Annotated in this window: 17 protein-coding genes; 8 read left to right on the top strand and 9 right to left on the bottom strand. The window is 48.7% G+C overall.

Going from position 1 to position 20,671, the window contains the following annotated elements:
• Positions 1–93: 93 nt before the first annotated feature.
• Together murJ and W01_RS00385 are read right to left on the bottom strand one after the other, a co-directional pair.
• Entirely contained in the window at positions 94–1,629 is a 1,536-nt protein-coding gene (gene murJ / locus W01_RS00390; RefSeq protein WP_173051709.1) for a murein biosynthesis integral membrane protein MurJ, read from the bottom strand.
• 237 nt (positions 1,630–1,866) lie between these two features.
• On the bottom strand, positions 1,867–3,477 hold the full coding sequence (locus W01_RS00385) for an NAD(P)/FAD-dependent oxidoreductase (RefSeq protein ID WP_173051708.1): 1,611 nt from the start codon (positions 3,475–3,477) through the stop codon (positions 1,867–1,869).
• 374 nt (positions 3,478–3,851) lie between these two features.
• On the opposite strand from W01_RS00385, the gene W01_RS13790 reads away from it, so the two are divergent.
• The gene (locus W01_RS13790; protein ID WP_198421306.1) at positions 3,852–4,409 is read left to right on the top strand and encodes a zinc ribbon domain-containing protein; all 558 of its coding nucleotides are present in this window, start codon (positions 3,852–3,854) and stop codon (positions 4,407–4,409) included.
• Between the two features lie 92 nt (positions 4,410–4,501).
• Positions 4,502–5,041, top strand: coding sequence for a hypothetical protein (locus W01_RS00375; protein ID WP_173051707.1), 540 nt, complete (start codon positions 4,502–4,504; stop codon positions 5,039–5,041).
• 88 nt (positions 5,042–5,129) lie between these two features.
• On the opposite strand, the gene mtgA is transcribed toward W01_RS00375, so the two are convergent.
• From mtgA to W01_RS00345, 6 genes are all read right to left on the bottom strand, one after another.
• Positions 5,130–5,825 (bottom strand): monofunctional biosynthetic peptidoglycan transglycosylase, encoded by a 696-nt coding sequence (gene mtgA, locus W01_RS00370; RefSeq protein WP_173051706.1) that lies wholly within the window; start codon positions 5,823–5,825, stop codon positions 5,130–5,132.
• Positions 5,826–5,844: 19 nt separating this feature from the next.
• Positions 5,845–6,723 carry a shikimate dehydrogenase gene (aroE, locus tag W01_RS00365; RefSeq protein ID WP_173051705.1) on the bottom strand — a complete coding sequence of 293 codons (879 nt, stop codon included), beginning with the start codon at positions 6,721–6,723 and terminating at the stop codon, positions 5,845–5,847.
• 328 nt (positions 6,724–7,051) lie between these two features.
• Positions 7,052–8,107, bottom strand: a complete 1,056-nt coding sequence (locus W01_RS00360) for a tetratricopeptide repeat protein (RefSeq protein ID WP_173051704.1) — start codon at positions 8,105–8,107, stop codon at positions 7,052–7,054.
• Positions 8,108–8,385: 278 nt separating this feature from the next.
• Entirely contained in the window at positions 8,386–8,790 is a 405-nt protein-coding gene (locus W01_RS00355) for an ExbD/TolR family protein (protein ID WP_242006987.1), read from the bottom strand.
• 13 nt (positions 8,791–8,803) lie between these two features.
• Entirely contained in the window at positions 8,804–9,460 is a 657-nt protein-coding gene (locus W01_RS00350) for a MotA/TolQ/ExbB proton channel family protein (protein WP_173051702.1), read from the bottom strand.
• A complete protein-coding gene (locus W01_RS00345; protein ID WP_173051701.1) occupies positions 9,457–11,553 on the bottom strand; it encodes a TonB family protein in 2,097 nt (698 codons plus the stop codon). Before W01_RS00345 ends, W01_RS00350 begins: the two co-directional genes overlap by 4 nt.
• Positions 11,554–12,633: 1,080 nt before the next feature.
• Between W01_RS00345 and thiO the strand changes: the two genes are divergently transcribed.
• From thiO to W01_RS00325, 4 genes are all read left to right on the top strand, one after another.
• On the top strand, positions 12,634–13,722 hold the full coding sequence (gene thiO, locus W01_RS00340) for a glycine oxidase ThiO (RefSeq protein ID WP_173051700.1): 1,089 nt from the start codon (positions 12,634–12,636) through the stop codon (positions 13,720–13,722).
• A gap of 171 nt (positions 13,723–13,893) precedes the next feature.
• Positions 13,894–14,751 carry a sterol desaturase family protein gene (locus W01_RS00335; RefSeq protein ID WP_173051699.1) on the top strand — a complete coding sequence of 286 codons (858 nt, stop codon included), beginning with the start codon at positions 13,894–13,896 and terminating at the stop codon, positions 14,749–14,751.
• 167 nt (positions 14,752–14,918) lie between these two features.
• Positions 14,919–15,158 (top strand): accessory factor UbiK family protein, encoded by a 240-nt coding sequence (locus W01_RS00330; RefSeq protein ID WP_173051698.1) that lies wholly within the window; start codon positions 14,919–14,921, stop codon positions 15,156–15,158.
• A gap of 4 nt (positions 15,159–15,162) precedes the next feature.
• A complete protein-coding gene (locus W01_RS00325; RefSeq protein WP_173051697.1) occupies positions 15,163–16,659 on the top strand; it encodes a YifB family Mg chelatase-like AAA ATPase in 1,497 nt (498 codons plus the stop codon).
• A 352-nt stretch (positions 16,660–17,011) separates the two neighbouring features.
• Here the strand turns inward: W01_RS00325 and W01_RS00320 are convergent, their stop codons facing one another.
• Positions 17,012–18,262: an integrase catalytic domain-containing protein gene (locus W01_RS00320; RefSeq protein WP_173051692.1), complete on the bottom strand. Its 1,251-nt coding sequence runs from the start codon at positions 18,260–18,262 to the stop codon at positions 17,012–17,014.
• A gap of 918 nt (positions 18,263–19,180) precedes the next feature.
• On the opposite strand from W01_RS00320, the gene W01_RS00315 reads away from it, so the two are divergent.
• Positions 19,181–19,723 (top strand): PEP-CTERM sorting domain-containing protein, encoded by a 543-nt coding sequence (locus tag W01_RS00315; RefSeq protein ID WP_173051696.1) that lies wholly within the window; start codon positions 19,181–19,183, stop codon positions 19,721–19,723.
• A complete protein-coding gene (locus tag W01_RS00310) occupies positions 19,714–20,463 on the top strand; it encodes a hypothetical protein (RefSeq protein ID WP_173051695.1) in 750 nt (249 codons plus the stop codon). Before W01_RS00315 ends, W01_RS00310 begins: the two co-directional genes overlap by 10 nt.
• Positions 20,464–20,671: the final 208 nt, after the last annotated feature.

Genomic DNA, 20,671 nt, shown 5'->3' with positions numbered 1-20,671 from the left:
AAGAAATGAGTTCGAATATCAGCAGGTAAAGGTTTTCTTCCGTAAAAAGCTCCAATGGCCGGACAAAATCCACTCCCCTACCCTATAACCTGTTCATGCTCCGCGCCTTGAAAAATCTTTAAGCCGAAAACCAAGCATCCACAACACGGCGAAATACACCGTCATACCCATCACTACTAATCCAGTTAGCCGCCAGATACGCATCCAACCGCCGCTGGTAAGCCAGCTTTGTTCACTTCCCATACCAAACCAGAGCGTCAACCCCAGCACCAGCATTGCCGCTCCCAGCTTGGCGAGAAACTTGCCCCAGCCAGGTTCTGGGTGGTAGATATCGCGCTTGCGCAGCAGGTAGAACAGGATGGCGGAGTTAAGACAAGAACCAAGGCCGATAGCCAGCGCCAACCCTGCATGTTGCAGCCAGCCGATGAACAGCAGATTCATCGCTTGAGTAGCAAGCAAGGTGATGATGCCAATTTTCACCGGAGTCCTGATATCTTGCCGAGCATAGAAACCCGGCGCCAGCACCTTCACCGAGAGAATGCCAATCAGGCCGACGCTGTAGCCGACCAGCGCGTTGCGCGTCATAAGTACATCGTGCGCAGTAAATGCACCATGCTGAAAGAAGGTTGCCAAAAGTGGCACCGCAATCATGCCTAGCGCGAGTGCTGCGGGCAGGGTGAGCATGAAGGTCAGGCGCAACCCCCAGTCGAGCAGCTTGGAATACTCTGCTGGATGGCCATCGGCGTGATGTTTAGATAGCGATGGCAGCAGAATAGTGGCAATTGCCGCACCCAGCACACCAGATGGGAATTCCATCAGGCGGTCGGCGTAATAAAGCCAGGATACACTACCCGCCACCAGAAAAGAGGCGAAGATGGTGTTAATGATGAGGCTGATCTGGCTGATCGATACACCGAATACCGCTGGCCCCATCTGTTTGATGATGCGCCACACGCCCGCATCTTTCAGGTTGAGGCGCAGGGTTGGCAACATGCCTATTTTTTTCAGAAATGGCAGCTGGAATGCAAGCTGCACAAATCCCGCTATGAATACCGCCCATGCCAGCGCCATGATAGGCGGTTCAAAATAGGGAGCCAGCCACAGCGCAGCGCCGATAAAACACACGTTGAGCAAAATGGGGGTAAATGCAGGCACCCAAAATTTATTGTAGGTATTGAGTATCCCCGACGCCACAGCGACCAGCGAAATGAAAAATATATAAGGAGAGGAAATGCGCAGCAGCTGGACGGTAAGATCAAATTTCTCTGGCGTCGCTACAAAACCCGGTGCACTGATATAGACCAAAATTGGCGCAGCAATAACACCGATAAGTGTAACAATGAACAGGATGATTGCCAGCAATGTAGTCACATGATCGACCAACAACTTGGTTTCCTCATGCCCACGGCGGTTTTTATATTCACCCAAAATTGGCACGAAGGCTTGAGAGAATGCACCTTCCGCGAATAAACGACGCAACAGGTTGGGCAGCTTAAAGGCGACGAAGAAGGCATCGGTCGCCATACCAGCACCGAAAACGCGCGCAACTAATATATCGCGGATGATGCCAAGGATGCGCGAAGCCAGCGTAAAGCTGCCTATCGTACCAAGAGCTTTAAGCAAGTTCATTTATGGTCCGTTTTAAATTCGTATTCTTATTTAATCAATGCACTATTGCACAAATCTATAAATTTTCTAGCTGTACAAGTGGCACGAGTGATATCTGAGCATTCATGAATTCGCTTGGTGGACGTATAGAACTTTGTAAGCTGGGCAAAGGATTGTAGCAGGGATAGTGCACGGTAATAACATGTAAAACTCGCTGATATCATGAAATTGGCTGAAGCAAATTTCATATTTTTCTCTTCAGCATGTGCCATGCTGGATCATGCTCAATGCTACGGCCTCAGCGACCTGTATGCCGTCCACTGCAGCGGAAAGTATGCCGCCTGCATAACCTGCTCCTTCTCCTGCCGGATAGAGCCCGGAGATATTCAGGCTTTGAAAATCTTCGCGGCGCTTGATGCGTACGGGGGACGAAGTTCGTGTTTCCACGCCAGTGAGCACAGCATCAAACATGGCAAACCCTTTAAGCTGCTTATCGAATGCTGGGATAGCTTCTCTTATCGCTGTGATAGCGTAATCCGGCAACGACGTAGACAGATCGCATAGGTGTACACCTGGTGCGTAAGACGGCACAACAGACCCAAGCGTGGTGGAAGGTTGGCTTGCAAGAAAATCACCCACTTTTTGTGCCGGTGCATAATAATTGCTGCCGCCCAACTCGAAGGCGCGCGCTTCCCAGTACCGTTGCAACTCGATGCCGGCCAATGAATTTCCCGGAAAATCAGCGGGAGTAATGCCCACCACAATCCCGCTATTGGCATTGCGCTCGTTGCGCGAATACTGGCTCATGCCATTAGTAACAACGCGGCCTTCCTCAGAAGCTGCTGCTACCACGGTGCCGCCCGGACACATGCAGAAGCTGTAGACTGAACGGCCATTGCCGCAGTGATGCACCAGCTTGTAATCGGCTGCGCCCAGCAGAGGGTTGCCAGCGTTCTTGCCAAAACGGCAGTGATCGATCAGCGGTTGCGGATGCTCAATACGAAAACCTATGGAAAATGGTTTTGCCTCCATGTATACGCCGCGCTGATACAACATGTGGAAGGTGTCGCGCGCGCTGTGCCCAACAGCGAGCACGACATGATCGCTGCCAATGAGTTCGCCACTACCCAGCACGACTCCCCGAACCTGTTCGTTGTCTATGACGATATCTTCAACCTTGCTCTGAAAACGAATTTCTCCACCCAAAGCTTCGATGCTCGCGCGCATTTCTTCCACCATCCCCACCAGCCGAAACGTGCCAATATGTGGCTTGCTGACGTAAAGAATTTCCTCTGGAGCACCCGCCTTGACGAATTCCATGAGCACCTTGCGACCGTAGTGTTTGGGGTCTTTAATTTGGCTGTGCAGCTTGCCGTCAGAAAATGTTCCCGCGCCACCTTCGCCAAACTGCACGTTGGATTCTGGATTGAGTATTCCTTGCCGCCACAAACCGAAAGTGTCTTTGGTGCGCTCGCGCACGGCTTTACCGCGCTCCAGAACAATCGGACGAAACCCCATTTGCGCTAAAATCAAGGCCGCAAATATTCCACAGGGACCAGTACCAATCACGATTGGACGAGAAGCCAGCTTAGCTGACGCATGCGCTACAAAATGATAGCTAGTATCCGGTGTAAGTGAAATATGCTTATCGCCCTGCAAACGCTGAAGCAGTGCAGCTTCGTTCTTGACCTCAATATCCAGCGTATACGTAAAAATGATAGCCGATGGCTTGCGGGCATCATAGCTACGGCGAAATATTGCATAGCCAATCAGCTCATCCGCGCTAATACCCAGCCGTTTTAGAAGCGCGGCCTTGAGATCATCATCAGGGTGGTTTAAAGGAAGCTTAACTTCAGTCAATCGCAACATGCACAGTATTCCGTATATATTCTGTCAGGGAGTAAGAAAAAGCCCACCAGTGGCAAGATTATCATCTTACCGCAAGTGGGTTTATTAGAGCTTAAGTAACGCATGTGTTCACCTGTGATGTTGGGCTTCATTTCATTTAGCCCAACTACCAGGCTGGCAGTTCAGTTTGAAATTTGCGTCGGATCATGCTTCCATCTTAAGATAAACTCATAGTTCGTCATGGAATAATCCATCGCGAAAGGGGGTGAGGTTATATTTTTACTTCGGCTCGTTGAAACTGAACTCTCCGCGTAGCGGCTTCGTCCAACCGGACAGTCAAGCGAGACTGCGTAAAAGCGCGCAGACCATTTTTTTACGTTATTAAGAAGTAGCACATGGCTTTGAAAAAATGCAAAGAGTGCGGAAAGGATGTTTCATCCAGCGCTAAAACGTGCCCACATTGCGGCGTTAAGAATCTAGGGGTCGCTGCCAAAACCATAGTGGTTGGCATATTGGCCCTCCTATTCATGGGGTGGCTCGTTACCCAATGCTCATCGGGCAACGACTCAAATAAAAAAAATTCAAAAATTAGCATTGCCATACCTGATGGCACGAAGGCCGAAACAAGACTATTAATTGAAAATAATTTTCTAAAACTCAGGGCTGTATGCCCCGGCCTTGACAAATATGCTGAGTCGTTAAAATTCGATGGCGTTGACGATAATTTTGAATTTGCTTCAGAAGATGCACAAAGGGCAGAAATTAAATTCTTGATATCAAAAAATAACAACGGGATTCCGGTAAATTATATGGCTGCTGGTAATCGTTGTTTTTTTGAGATATCACGAGATGGATCAAGGGCTTTGATATCAAAGCGTGCATGCCAATCAATTTGCCTTGATAGGAATATGGCCAACAATAAAAAAGACGTTCTTGAACTATCTCTGAAATGATAAATACATAATGAATATGGTTAGCTCGTGCGAGCTAAGCTCATAATGTGATTTAACTTTTACCATAGACATTCGCAACAAGGAGAAACAGATTGAAAGCTTTAATAATCACCATGCTTGTTACAGGCATTTACATTCTTGCCGGATGTGCTGAACCTGAACCAAGAGTTGCGCCAAGACCGAAAATCAATTGGAACGACGTTCAATCCATTGCAAGTGCAATCAGTGTTCAACGCGACGATTTAAAGAAAACTACGAATTTTAAGGGGCCAAACAGTAGCAAAGGTATTTTGGACACCGTTTTATTACGCGCGTGGAAATCAGATGAGGGTGAAGGGTTCAGTTATCAGATTTACGTTATAGATTACTACCATGGCGATTGGCGTTTTTACGATACGGCTTCTGATTCAAAAGGTAATATTCTTAACATTACACTTAATTCACGAGATATCAGCTCTTGTGATTACTCTACTTGTGCCCATCATGAACATCTTGGAATAAATGTATCGCGAGAATACTTGGAAAAAAATCAGGAGAATGACATTGTTTTTAAGTTAAGCGGTAAAGGGGGAGAAGAGACTTTTATTATTCCTTCGGCTTATATCAAAGCCTTTTTGTTTGTTACCAAATAAATTCACCCGTTATGCTTTGAGTTAGAAATCTTCGACAGCTAAAAACGATGAAAAACATCGTTTATGTTCTAGTATTTTGCGTTAATATTCAAGGGATTTCCGCGGTATTCATACGTCTTAGAATAATGTCCGCCTTTCTTAACATGCCTCGGGCTTCGCGGTGTTGGTCATAGTAGCGCGGGTTAGGAACCATAGCGGCGAGTTTGGCGGCTTGTATTGCAGAAAGCTGCATTGAGCTGACGCGGTAATAATACCGAGCTGCTGCCTCTGCACCGAACACGCCATTGCCCCACTCTATAACGTTCAAATAAATCTCAAAAATTCGTTGCTTGGTCATCATCTGTTCCAGCATTACGGTGATGATAACTTCCTCTGCTTTACGCCATGGCGTGCGCTTGGTGGATAAAAACAGATTTTTTGCCAACTGCTGGCTGATGGTAGAGCCGCCTGCCACGATCTTGCCCTTTTTCATGTTTTTTTCGTAAGCCTTCTGGATGCCTTCCCAATCGAAGCCTTCATGGTCAACGAATTTTGCGTCTTCAGAAGCAATCAGTGCGCGTTTGAGATTGTTGGATATTTTTGCATAGGGTACCCACTGGTGCCGTAATTCAGCGTCCGGATGCTTGTTTTGCATCAAAAGTAATCGTTGATCCATGAAAGAACTAGTGGAGGGATTATTTTTTACCCACCAGGCGATATGAGCAAAAATCCACAGTTGATAGAGCAGTAAAAGTAGCAGCAGCGCTCCGACAATACGCCATATCCACGACCACAGTTTTTTCATGGCGTGCCCTTCGATTTGCTCAAATCAGACGCAGCTTGGCGATGACAGGGGCGGTATCGGGGCGTATGTTGCGCCATAGAAAGAATGACTCGGCGGCTTGCTCAACCAGCATGCCGAGCCCATCCGCAAGCCGCGCTGCGCCTTGCTCTTTAGCGAAAATCAAGAAAGGAGTTTCCTTTCCATACATCATGTCGTAGGCCAGCGCATTAGGCGCGAAAATTCCCCCGCATTTCGTGTTTTCTTCAATTGAAAAAGATGAGTTAGGGGAAGAAAGTAAGGAAGCGCTTTCTCCTCGCGGCAACGGCGGAAGTGAGTCTGCCAAGCTGCTGGAAGTCGCATTAATCACACAATCAAATTGCGAACCTGCAAGTGCGGTGTAGCTGCTACCATGAATGGGGCCATGCGCGGAAAATACAGCAGCCAATTGGTATGCCTTGTCTTCAGTGCGATTCGCTACCGTGATAATCGCTCCTGCATTGAGTAGCGGTAGCGCCACACCATATGCCGCACCCCCTGCCCCCATTAGCAATACGCGCTTGCCCTGCAATATGAAACCAAGATTACGTTCGATGTCGGCTACTAATCCTGCGCCGTCGGTGTTATCGCCAATGATCTCTGTACCATCAAATTTTAGAGTATTCACGGCCTGAGCCGCTTGTGCGCGGACGGTGAGTTGAGTGGCAAGCTGGAACGCCTCAAACTTGAACGGAACGGTCACGTTCATACCGCGGCATCCCTCATCTCGTAAAGCCAGCACGGTATCACGGAAGCCATCCAACGGTGCGGAGATGGCCTCATAGCTTAAATCCTGCACGGTCTGACGTGCGAATTGAGCGTGAATAAGTGGTGATTTACTGTGCGAAATTGGGTTGCCGATTACGGCGTAACGGTCAGTCATAGTACTGTAATTATAACGTTATTCCGCGCCCTTTATGAATCCACTTATTGCTTCGAGTATCACCATGCACTTGAACAAAATACTATTTTTATTGATTAGCAGAAGGTGCTCCTTCATACCGCGCAGATTATTTACTCGACAGTTAAATATTGAACTGAATAGATGATATCTCGATGCAGACATTAGCCGAAAAACGCAGGCGTGCAGTCAAACTTCAAGGAAAGGGAGGCGGGTGAATGACGTTGCGCGGGAATATAAGCTCCCGCGGGCAAAGTCATCGTGCGTATAAGGCGTATTGTCTGGGTGGTTAGGCGGGGATGATTACGATTCACCGTGCCAGCGCAGATTGCGCATTGGGATCTCCCTGTGCCGCGGCTTTTTGCCACCATTCGCGTGCCTTGGCATCATCTTTTGGTATTCCTTCACCAATTTGATACATCGAGCCAAGTATGAACTGCGCTTCTGGATCTCCCTGTAAAGCAGCTTTTTGATACCAATCCGCAGCTTTAGCTGCATTTTTGGCTGAGCCTTCGCCCTTGCGATACATATGACCAAGGAAAGTTTGCGCAATAGGATATCCTTGCTCAGCAGATTTCTGATACCACTCTACAGCTTTAACAGCATCCTTGGCAACGCCTTCGCCATTGCGATACATTCCGCCAAGGATAAATTGCGCACCCGCATCTCCCTGCACAGCAGCTTTCTCGTACCACTCAATTGCCTTGGCGGCGTCCTTGGGTAGGCCTAACAACCCTTTGCGATACATCATACCAACTGCATATTGCGCACCAGGATCTCCCTGTACAGCAGCTTTTTGGTACCACTCAACGGCTTTAGTAGCATCCTTGGCAACGCCTTCGCCATTACGATACATCCAGCCAAGATTAAGTTGCGCACCTGCCTCTCCCTGTGCAGCGGCCTTCTCGTACCACTCTATGGCTTTATTAGTATCCTTGTCTACACCCTCGCCCTTGCGATACATATTACCAAGCATGGTTTGTGCAACCGCATGACCCTGAGTAGCAGATTTCTGAAACCACTCTCTGGCTTTAGCATAATCTTGAGCGACACTATCGCCATTACGATACTTTATACCCAGTGCATATTCGGCATTACTATCGCCTTGAGCGGCTTCTTTCTGATATGACTCAATAGTTTTTGCAGGTTTATGTACCTCTAACTCTTGATCATTTATATTTTTGATATCCACTTGTTTTTTGGTATTTACTGTTTCAATCTCCTGCTGCGTTGGCGTCAATATATTTTCTGGTGGCAATTCTTTTGATACGCCAGGAACCTCTTTAACAACCGTTTTTTCAGTAGTAGAGCAAGCAGCAAGAATGGTGGCAAACAAGAATAAAATCGTTAGGTGTAAGAAATTCATGGTGGGCTTTCCAGAGTAGACGGTTCAAATTTACCGGGTGATTTTATCCCATCTGATTACGAATAATAAGTAACTTCATTCATCATCAAGTAGTATCAGCACCAAGTAGTAGGTAACTATTGACTTGGTCATTAAACAGTTTCAAACAGCATATTTTCCACCTGCATCTTACAAGTAAGAAACGACTCATTTTGGGTTGCTTCCCAGCCTGGTCTATAAGTATCAAACGATAATCCAACCTCTGCAAAAGCAGTTATTCAGTAAATTAATAGCTCTCGTTACTGACGAATTGTTACAAAAGACAGATTGGTTACCCCGGCATGTTGCGCAATTGCCATAAACTCCGCCACGCGGCCATAAGGTACAGCTTTGTCTGCCTCAATTTTCATCTGAAACTGCGGATCGACCGCTCGCTGTTTTAAAACGTCTGCCAGTTGCGAGTCACTTAACGCTTTGTCGTCCAGCTCGATCTGTCCATGTGCATCTACAGTCAGCAATGCTGGGAGTAGTTTTATCGGGTCAGAGGCTGCTACCGCTGTAGTTTTGGGCAAAGTAACTTTGAGCGACTGCGGGGTAAGCAGTGGTGCCGTAACGATGAAGACCACCAGCAGCACCAACATCACGTCTACTAATGGCGTTACGTTAATTTCACTCATCATTCCTTGTTGCGTTGAATTGCTCATTCCCATGATGACCTCACAGTTTGAAATTATGTTTAAGTGCCAGCCGCACGAAATCATGCGCGAAATTTTCCAGCTCTGTTACTTGCACACGCAGGCGACGCAGAAAATAGTTGTAAGCTAACACTGCGGGCAGCGCAGTGGCGATACCAATGGCAGTCGCAATCAGCGCTTCACCTATTGGTCCGGCAACCACATCCAGACTGGCTGAACCGCTGGCGCCTATGTCCTGCAACGCATGCATGATGCCCCACACCGTACCGAACAAACCAACGAACGGCGAAGTCGAGCCTATGGTAGCGAGTTCGGCCAAGCCGCGTTCGTGATAGCGTTGCATATTCTCCACCTGCTGGCGCAGCATGCGTTCCAATACATCTTGCGGCGCACCGATATGTTGCAAGTCTTGCTGTTCAGCACTTAGGTTTTTCACTTCGGCAAAACCTGCTTGCGCCAACCGCGCCAAGTCACTCGAACCTTGCTGCGCCACCTCAGCCGCAGCGTGCCAGTCACGTGCGGCCCAAAAGACATCACTGAAGGCACGATTGGATTTATCGTTCCGTACTTGCCGCCATAGCTTGAGCAACGCAATTGACCAAGTCGCTACAGACAGAAAAATAAGGAGTAGCAGTGTGGCAGCTACAACAGGCGAACCAACGGAAAATAAATTGTTCATGTTTCGTTATCTTTCAAAGAAAAAATGATTGGTACCTTAAACCATTTGTTAATTGCTTCCCCATCCTGCCGGGCAGGGATAAAGTGCCACGACCTCACGGTTTCCAACGCATTGTCATCGAGCATGGTGTGACCGCTGCTCTTAGCCACATTGACTTGACCGCACGAACCATCGGCCAATACTTCTACATTCAATATCACCTTGCCTTGCAAACCCATGCGACGTGCTGCAACTGGGTATGATGGACTCGCATTTTTCAGGTGATAAAATGCTTTGTAACTTGGCTCGCTTTGCTCTGCATTGAGGCGAGCCATTTCGGCTGCGGCACGCGCTTTGGCGTCCGCTTCTTCTTTTGCTTTGGCAAGCGCAGCTTCATGTTCAGCCCTGATTCTTGCCGCTTCCTGCTCTGCTTTGAGACGGGCAGCTTCGGCTTCTGCACGCGCTAGAGCTTCAGCTTTGGCCTTAGCGAGCGCCGCTTCCTGTTCTGCCCTGATTCTCGCCGCCTCCTGCTCTGCTTTGAGACGGGCAGCTTCGGCTTCTGCACGTGTCATGGCTTCTGCTCTTGCCCGGGCTTGTGCAGCCTCTTGCTCCGCTCTAAGCCGTGCGGCTTCCGCACGTGCCATAGCTTCTGCCCTTGCTCTGGCCTGAGCAGCTTCATGTTCTGCTCTGGCTCGGGCAGCTTCAGCTTCCGCACGTGCCATAGCTTCTGCCCTTGCTCTAGCCTGAGCAGCTTCATGTTCTGCTCTGGCTCGGGCAGCTTCAGCTTCCGCACGTGCCATGGCTTCTGCCCTTGCTCTGGCCTGAGCAGCTTCGTGTTCTGCTCTGGCTCTGGCTCGGGCAGCTTCAGCTTCCGCACGTGCCATAGCTTCTGCCCTTGCTCTAGCCTGAGCAGCTTCATGTTCTGCTCTGGCTCGGGCAGCTTCTTGCTCTGCCCTGAGCCGTAAAGCTTCCGCGTGTGCCATGGCTTCAGCTTTCGCTCGGGCGTGCGCGGCTTCTTGCTCAGTCCTGACTCTCACCGCTTCCTGATCTGCTTTAAGGCGAACTTCGGCTTCTGCACGCGCTACGGTTTCTGCCCTTGCACGCGCCTGCACAGCTTCTTGTTCTACTCTCGCTCTTGTTGCTTCCTGCTCTGTCTTAATGCGTACAGCTTCGGCATGGGCCATGACTGCAGCTTTTACCCGCGCCTGTACAGCTTCGTGCTCTATCCTCGCTCTTGTTGCTTCCTGCGCCGTTTTAATGCGTACAGCTTCGGCATGGGCCAAGACATCAGCTTTTGCCCGAGCTTGCGCTGCTTCGTGTTCTGCTTTGATTCTTATTGCCTCCTGCACTGCTTTAAGACGTATTGCTTCGGCTTCAGCTTTTGCCCGGGCTTGCGCTAAGGCATCTGCTCTTGCCCTAGCCTGCTCAGCCAATTGTTCCGCCTTGGCTTTTGCTACTTCCTGCTCTTCCTTGAGTCTTACAGCTTCGACTTCTGCTCTCGCTCTGGCTTCTGCTTGGGCTTTCGCTTCTGCTGCTTCTTGCTCTGCCTTGACTTTTTTCGCTTCTTGCATTGCCTCGAGACGGGCAAGTTCCTTTTCTACTTTTGCCTTGGCTTCTGCTTGTACCTTGGCTTGCGCAGCGACTTGCTCGGCCTTAGCCTTTGCTGCTTCCTGTTCAACCCTGCGTTGTGCAGCTTCTGATTCCTCTCTCGCTTTAGCAAGTGCAGCTTCTTGCTCTAGCCTGATTTTTTCAGCCATTTCAGTATCAATTATTGGATCCGGACTTTTTTCCGGTTCAACAGGTTTCTCAACCGGTATTTCTGCTGCCTGTGCAACAGGCTCTGGCTTCAATGGATCAGGCACTGGCTTAGCAACATGCGGCTGTTTCTTAACAGACAAAACAGGGGCAGCAATGGGTGGTGATGCAGAAAGTGGAGCAGGCTTATCAGCCATGGCAACTGTCACTTTCATCTCTCGCATCAGCTTGGAAGACCCATGTGATTGTGCCATTGTGGGATACAAAACGACTAAATGCAGTACCACAACAACCGCAACGACAACTGCTCGCTCACGCGAAGCTGGTGTGGGAGGATAAATATAGGAAAGTGGATTCAACTTTATCTCCGCGGGTATGGGTTATGCGCATCCCACACCGCAACATGCATGGCTACAGTCAACAACACCTGTATCCAACTTTTATCCATGTTTTTTGCATCCGCGTATTGATTGCTCTGGTTTGGCAAAATTCAATTTATTACTTAACCAGAAGTTAAGTTTTTGCACATCATAAAAATCAATGTGTAGTAATTTTCCATACCATAGTGTATTTGCTATGTAACGTAGAAATTCGACGAAGCTTTTCAACAGCCTGTCGAACACACTCATATGAACTCGGGAATTTGTACAGCTGAAGTGGCCATACGCTGATAATGCAAGCGCTACACACATACGTCGAAGACGATTTCCTGCATTGTTATTCCCTATTAAGACTAGAATCCAGCCATAATTGACTTGCGCGGGATGCGCTAACTGAAGATGAGAAAATTCTGTATTACACACTGAACACTGGGATTCTGCGTAAAAATAAGCTTGCTTTGCTGTAAATTAAAAATTTAAATTTGTACATCACAAGTATCTTAAAGTTTAATTTTTCTTAATTAACGTGCCGCTATAAAATACCAAAAATAAAATTTTTAATGATAACGATTCGTAATTATATTCACATTGTAGATGGAATGCAATGTTGGAAGAAATAGTATTGCTAATTTTGCTTAGTACTCAGAGAAGTGTCGGGCTGCGCAATTAAATTCTGTGCACTTAACTCTTACCGGCTCTTCTGTAACCTACAGTGTGCAACCTGAAGGAGCTAAGGAAGCGCTGATTAACTCGCGTTTCAGAATCTCACACATTTAAAAATCAATTTGTTACGCGCGAAATTCCGCGAAATTTTGAATCAATCAGCGTCTCCCTAATACTAATGTTATCTCGGTGCGTTTTTCAGGGTTTTACCATAACCGTAATCCCCAATTACACACGCCCTCAATACATTTGGAATGTCTTTTGTAGCAGCTATAAAACCAATATCTTATGATTTACAATCAATCAGTTTTTTATTACAAAATAACTAACCGTTGGGAGATTTTTATGTACCAGCCAACCGTTTTATTATGCCGGGCTTGAAAGTGAACCTAGTCAATGATTAGACACTTGAATTCCGATTTTTTAATCATTGGGGGCGGTATAGCTGGGTTGTCGACTGCGCAACGTTTACTGCAGCAAGGTGCGCTAGTGACCGTGCTGGAGCGCGGTGAGGTCGGCCAGGAAGCATCTTGGGCAGGTGGCGGCATTTTGTCGCCGCTGTGTCCGTGGAATTATCCCGATGAAGTTACCCGCCTAATCACTCGTGGCGCAGAGCTCTTTTCGGCATGGGCACAAGAATTGCATGCAGCTACTGGCATAGATCCAGAATATGAGGTAAGCGGAATGCTGGTTTTGCCACCATTTGATGCGCAGACAGCAGAGCAATGGTGCGCGGCGCATAGTACTTATCCAATACATCAAGTCCGTGCCACAGACTATAACCTGCTCGCACAAGGCGATGCACTCTACTTGCCGGAAGTCGCTCAGGTACGCAATCCCAGGTTATTACGCGCCTTGCGTCAGCATGTGGAATCGCTTGGGGGGCATATCATCGAAAAATGTGCAGTAAGCGATATTGTGGTCGAAAATGAACGCGTACAAACACTCACCACGTCCAGTGGCAAGTTTAATGCACAGGGGTATGTCGTTACCGCTGGAGCGTGGAGCAAGGAAGTATTGGGACGACATGCGCTACGCTTAGACATTAAGCCGATGCGCGGGCAGATGCTGTTGTTCAAATTCGATGTATCGCCACTCCGTCATATTGTATTGCAAAACGATTTATATTTAATCCCGCGTCGTGATGGGCACCTACTGATCGGTAGCACGTTGGAGGACGTAGGTTTTAACCAGCGCACCACTCGTGAGGCACGCGACATGCTGTGGCAACGTGCCCAAAAATTGTTGCCATCCCTGCGCGACATGTCGTTGGTGCAACACTGGGCCGGACTGCGTCCCGCTTCGCCGCACAATATCCCCACCATCGGACGGCATCCGCAGCTGGACAATCTTTACCTCAATAGCGGGCATTTTCGTTATGGCGTGACCATGGCTCCGGCCAGCGCCGAAATTCTGTCAAATGAAATCACGGGTGCAAAGCAACCATTCGATGTCACACCTTATCAGGCTGGGTGGGGCGCTTAAAAATGGTACCGTTTTTGTTCTATGGATATATCTATGATTGAAAATATGCGGACGAAATAAATTTCCCTCCTGCTGGTTGGAAGATACTCGTGTTTAATTGCACAAACATGCAAAGTAAGCGCATGGTACAAATGTCAAGCCAAGCTACGATGAAACAAAGGAATTTCTGTTATGAACGCATTCATGCTGCAACATGAACTTGCCATTCGCCTAGTCTGCTTCTTGTGTATGTTCTGCAGCATGACACTGTGGGAGTTTGCCGCGCCACGACGTCGGCCCACTGTGTCCAAGCTCTTGCGCTGGGCAAATAACCTTGCGCTGGTGGTACTCAACAGTGTTTTAGTACGCGCGCTGTTCCCGGCTGCAGCGGTGGGAGTGGCAGCATTTGCCACCCAGCAGGGCTGGGGGCTGTTGAATTATTTCGCCATCCCGTTGTGGATGGCCGTGCTAGTCTCGGTCGTGTTACTGGACTTCGTCATTTATCTCCAGCACGTGATGTTCCACGCCGTGCCGTTGCTGTGGCGCCTGCATCGTGTGCATCATGCCGATCTCGATATCGATGTAACAACGGGTATACGTTTTCACCCCATCGAGATCATGCTGTCCATGCTGATCAAGGCTACAGTGATCCTGGTACTAGGCCCGCCCGTGGTGGCGGTGGTGCTCTTCGAGATATTGCTCAACGCCACCTCCCTATTCAACCACGGCAATGTGCGTATGCCTCCAGCGCTGGACAGATTGCTGCGCTTGCTTTTGGTGACGCCTGACATGCATCGTGTACATCACTCTATCGAGGAGGATGAAACCAATAGCAACTTCGCTTTTAATCTGTCCATGTGGGATCGGCTCTTCGGCACCTACCGCGATCAGCCGCGCGCGAGGCACGAGGATATGGCTATTGGCATCAGCACTTTTCGTGAGGCCAGTCACTGTGTTTGGCTGCCGAGCATCTTAATGTTGCCATTCATCGGTAAGGTGACGGATTATGCCATTAATCGTCGGCGTTGGAAGAACAACGATGTGTCATAAAGCACATCTCATTCTGACTTTCGCGCTGGACATTATGGTAGCAATCACGGTAAGGTACCGCGAATATTTGATGCGGTATTTCTTATACTTCAATTATTCAGACACAACTATAGCTCAAACAAAGTTTGCTACACTATATACCTCATGCATAAGTATGGAGAGACATAATGTTCAATACAAAATTCCTTGATGAAATTTCCGACAAGTTAAGCAAAGCGGTGGCTAACAGCCCAGCAAAAGATGTTGAGAAGAATGCCCGCGCCTTGCTGGCGCAGGGTTTTACCAAACTGGATCTGGTGACACGCGAAGAGTTCGATGTGCAAACCCAACTGTTATCACACACAATTGAAAAATTAACGGCACTGGAAGCCCGAATCGCCGCCCTTGAAGCACAGCGTAACCCATAAATAAATGAGCCTCGCGGTTTTATATAGCCGCGCCCTCTCCGGCATGGATGCCGCACTGGTCACGGTCGAGGTACATCTGGCCAACGGTCTACCCAGCTTCACCATTGTCGGCCTGCCGGAAACCGAAGTGAAAGAAAGTAAGGATCGCGTCCGTGCGGCCTTACTCACTTGCCAGTTTGAATTTCCCAGCCGCCGCATCACCGTTAATCTCGCGCCAGCCGACCTGCCCAAGGAAAGCGGACGTTTTGATTTACCCATCGCGCTAGGCATTCTCGCCGCATCTGGACAAATACCCTCAAATCGCCTTGCCGAATATGAATTTGCCGGTGAACTTGCGCTTACCGGCGAACTACGACCGATACGCGGCGCACTTGCAATGACCTATCACGCAGCATCCAACGGGCGGGCATTTATTCTTCCCGAAATAAATGCTGTCGAAGCGGCGCTGGTAGAAGATGCAGCGGTGTATCCTGCGCAATCTTTGTTGCAGGTAGCGGCGCATTTATCTGGCCGCTCTACACTCACCCGTCAAATCGCCAGTGCACAGCCTGTTATGCCAGACTATCCCGACATGCGCGAAGTGAAAGGTCAAGGGCAAGCCAAGCGCGCGCTTGAGATTGCCGCTGCTGGTGGTCATAGCGTACTGATGTGCGGTCCGCCCGGCACCGGTAAATCGATGCTGGCAGCGCGTTTCCCCGGCATCCTGCCGCAAATGACTGAAGCTGAAGCATTGGAAAGTGCAGCCATGCAATCGTTAGGCGGCATGTTTGATGTAAGCCGCTGGAAAACAAGACCGTACCGATCACCGCACCACACCGCATCAGCTGTAGCTATGGTCGGCGGCGGCAGCAATCCGCGTCCCGGTGAAATCTCTATCGCAATGCACGGCGTGCTGTTCCTTGATGAATTGCCGGAATTTGAGCGCCATGTACTGGAAGTGCTGCGCGAGCCACTGGAGAGTGGACGCATCACCATCTCGCGCGCTACGCGCCGCGCAGATTTCCGCGCGCAATTTCAGTTACTTGCTGCAATGAACCCCTGCCCATGCGGTTATCTTGGTCATTACAACGGCAAGTGCCGTTGCACCCCCGATCAAATTGCACGCTATCGCAGCAAAATTTCTGGTCCGCTGTTAGATCGCATAGACATTCAGATCGAAGTTCCTGCGGTGCCACAAGAAACTTTGCTCAAACAGGCTGATGGAGAATCAAATAGTGATATTCAAGCACGTGTAAACGTCGCGCGGCAACATGCATTAACCCGCCAGAACAAACCGAACGCACAGCTTACGGTAAGCGAGATTGACGTTCTCTGCGCGCCCGATGCACAAGGCGCCGCACTATTGCAGCAAGCCATCACCCGCCTGAATTTATCGGCGCGCGCTTATCACCGCGTACTGAAAGTGGCGCGCACTATTGCCGATCTGGCAGGCAGCGAGAACATACTTGCTTCTCACATCGCCGAGGCTGTTCAGTATCGCAGGATGGGCAGACAGGGTTAGTTTGGAACAGCATCTTTATACCGCAATCTCATTTTTGGCCGACATGAACACCATCCAAGGCGATCATAATGAATTTTCCATGGTGAAATTCTGGCATGTGATTCCATGCAAGAATGTTGCCGCAAAATGATATTCGCTTGACACCGTTTCTGCACAATCCATACCATTGCGCCTTTAAGTATTTTCCAACTCAGGTATGAGCCTGAAGCGGTTACGGACTTGGTGATTTGATGGTGCGGGTTGGTCGGGTTAAACATAAAGTTTAATGGATTTCTGCTAATCGGTTTTGAGTTTATTTTTTATGATTCCAGTCTCAAGAATTGGGGTTTTTCCGGTGTCGTTTTTCGATCAGTTATGCCCGGCGTTTTGGTTTTACAAAACCTTCAAATAATTCACTCCTGGCGCGTTGCATTTCCTGGGCCGCAGCCAAGTCTATTTTAGACTTCGCAAGCGCCTGCAAAGCTTCCAGCGTGATGCCCTTTTTGAGGGTGACCCAACCCTTTGTCTTCAACTGCACCCAGCACTCCAGCGGAGTCTTCACATCCTCGTTTTTATAGCGCTTTATGATTTTGCCTTTCGGGCTAATGATCTCGGTCGCAAACATGCACGGGCGGTGAAAATTGAGCCATGGATTGAACGTTTCCTGATAGAACGCATTGATGGGTTTAGCGTACTTCTGGGGGATATGTTCGTAGTCCATGTGCATGCGCACCACACTGGCATTCTTGCTCTCTGCCAGCGCGTTATTGTTACTGTGGCGCGAGCGCGATTTGGTTTGTTCGATGCGCAGTTTCTCAAGGATTCTCGCCACTGGGCCGTTGATGTACTCGGAACCGTTGTCCGAGTGAAAGCCCAAAATCACAAACGGGAATTGTTCGATGATTAACTCCAGTACGGGCAACAAAAATGCCTCGCTGATACCCTGCACGCACGCCTCGACTTGCCACTGGCTCACAGCGTCAACGCAGGTGATGTGATATACGCCCTTGATGCCGTCAAGATCGCCCTGGTGGACGGTGTCGATACGCACAGAACCGACCCTCCCATTGGGGCGTGGCACTTTGCGTACTCCGATGGAATTGCGCACCGGATGGGTCTTGATGAAAATCACCCGCAAGGCTTGATAACCCGTGCTTTTGCGCAGGTGCGAAACAGACAACGTAGATAGCCGCTCATAACGTGTATCGCCATAGACGCTGTAAGCACGCGGCAAGCGGTGCGCTATTGCCGGGCCACACGCGTCTTCATTGGCTTTGTCCCTCTCGACGAGCAGTGCGATATCGATAGCCGTGTATTTGCGCGCAAAGGGAGCCGTAGGCGCACGATAGCGTTTGGACAGGGGTACGGCAGCTAAACGGTTTGTGAACCACTGCGTGACCAGACGGGTGACCTGCGCAAGGCTGTAGCCGCTGGTGACTGGCAGATACTTCAGCAGCACACCTTTCTCTCGCTTGCCTTGTCTGGGGTAGTCAAAGCGCTTGAGCACGCGGCTAATGTGCTCGTAGCGCTCGCTGTCGTCACCAGACTTTGTGAACTCAATCTGGGTGCAGCCATTGAGAAATTGCTCGATCTGTTCAATCGCACAAAGCCGTGTTTCGTTCATGTTGATCATCATCCTGGTAATGATCAACCCACATCTTTAAATCAACCTCAGATTCCTCGCTTCAGACTCATTCCTCGTTGGAAATACGGCTTTCGTTCAGGCTCATACCACATTGGATAAGGCTCTTTATGTAAATTACCCCCGTTTTTGATTGCCATTGGGGGTTTGTTGTGTCGTTCGAAACTATAAAGCAATCTCTTGTCTCAGATATGTCCGTTGTCTGAATTCATTACACTTTGAGGTATGCTTTAAAATTCAGATCGTCCATTATGAACCATGAATTCAATAAAAAAATGGGATTTTTATTGTATCCATTACCTATTTTCCTTATTTTTCAACGATGTACTGCGCCAATGGACGATCTGGGATAAAGACAAATAAGTCGCTATTCAAGCGCCCTCCTGGCGCTTTTTTTGTCGGAATTTATTACATTGAGGTATGCTATGAAGATTGCCATGTTAATTTGATTAAATAAATAATAATATTAAATCAATAACTTGTTATTGATAGTGCATTATTGGCATGTAATTTGCTTAATATATTGTACTTAAAGCTTTTTTCATAAATTAGTTTTAAACATAATTTATTGTAAGGGGAATTAAAAATAGGTTGGCTTAGGTGTAAGTAACCTTGTGTAAACGGCCATATTCGCCGGGAAGAATTGATTTTATATATCTCGTCAGGTTATTGATATATTTACATTAGAGAAACAATGGCTCATTCAAATTTATCGAACAATACGCCCCGATCCGAGCAGTAACCAAGGTTGGCTTTTGAAGCATGAAAGCCCACCTACTAGACGCTTCACCGGTGATCACAGATTGTCAGCAAAATCCGGCATATCTAGACACAGAGGGTCAACACTAAGTTATTATAAAGCGGGAGGGTTATATGATCTATGTCGGTTTACGTTCTCTGATGCTTCGAGTTTTGATCCTAATTGCAGGGACTGCGGTATCTGTAGCCTCCTACGCTACGCCATTGGAATGGTCGATTACCAATCCTACTGTGTCCGCAGCACCGGGAGACACAGTTATCTTTATGGGAGTTATCACCAATAGAACTGGGCATATTCTCGAATCCACCGATTTATTCCTAGACTTCTTGGCGTTCGACTTTAACGTTCTGTCGCCCAATCAAGTGTTGGGCACAATACCTTTCACCCTGCCCGATTTCACGTTCTCCGCTAATGTAGCGCTCTTTAACGTTGATGTAAATCTACTCGCGGCGTCGGGCATTAGGGAACTTCAGGTGTTGTTACAGGATATGAACGGCAATTTGACCGATACCATCAACGTTACTGTCGCGGTCAATGGTGTAACCAGTAATGTCCCCGAGCCGTCGACTACCGCCCTTTTTACCTTGGGGTTCATAATACTTCTCGTCGCTTTCCATCGTCGGCTTATTGCAGACAAGGGCAATTGGCATAAGGCACGCGTAGGGAGGTCAATATGGCTATAACTATCGTTTCGCCAAAGCTAGTTAGCGCAGCGCCAACTCTGATCAATACTGGGATTGAACTGTTTGTCTCTATGCCCCTAATAAATGGTGGAACTGAATTTGCGCCGAATGTCTTTATCACGGGCTTTACAGTTGCATCTGCACCACGGCTGAGCCCTGTATCTTTTCCGGTTTTTGTGGGGAATTTGGCCGCGGGCAATAACGGTGCGACGAATGCGCGCTTCGGAGCGCTTGGCCTAATTCCAGGTCAGAAGTACTTACTAACGGTTCGTGGGTTCTACGGGGCAGAGGGATCACAGATCGGATTCTCAGTCAACCGGTATGTGACCATTCCCGTACCAAGTGCTTACCCCGTGGATTTGTTGAGAGCACGTGTTCAAGCACTCGTCCAAACTTCAACTTGGAACTACACCATTTACAACGATGAACCGGAAAGTTCTCAGCAGTTTCTGGCTGGCTTTTCGCTGACGATCGCTGCGCCTGTAATAGTAACTGGGACTCCGCCGGGCTGGATCGTGGAAACCGATAACGCAACGTATGTAGGCTGGATCGCTGCTGACGAGAATTTCCCATACCCAAATCATGTGCGTCCCGGTGATACATTGGGAGGGTTTCAGATTCAAAGCCCCACAGGGTATTCGGAGTCAACACCATATGTGCTGACATCTTGGAGGCAAGACACGGACGAGAGCGGGCTGGTTGCCCCAGACGTCGTCGTTACACCCCGCCGCACGCTGTAGGGTAAGCTACGGCAAGCGTGCAGGCAGACTGAGCTTCTATCAGAGGAGGACTAATGAGTAATTTTAACGCTCGACTGCGCAAACATGTTGCCGTCCGGGACATTTCTGCACATGAGTCAACCGTTGATGATCCAGTTTCAACGCGGCAGGGCAGCAGCCTTAGCGCCGATGACTTATTCGACAACCTTGTACGATCCATGGCGGGTTC

This window comes from Candidatus Nitrotoga sp. AM1P, from assembly GCF_013168275.1.
Taxonomy (GTDB): Bacteria; Pseudomonadota; Gammaproteobacteria; order Burkholderiales; family Gallionellaceae; genus Nitrotoga.
This window is presented reverse-complemented; position numbering and strand designations above follow the sequence as displayed.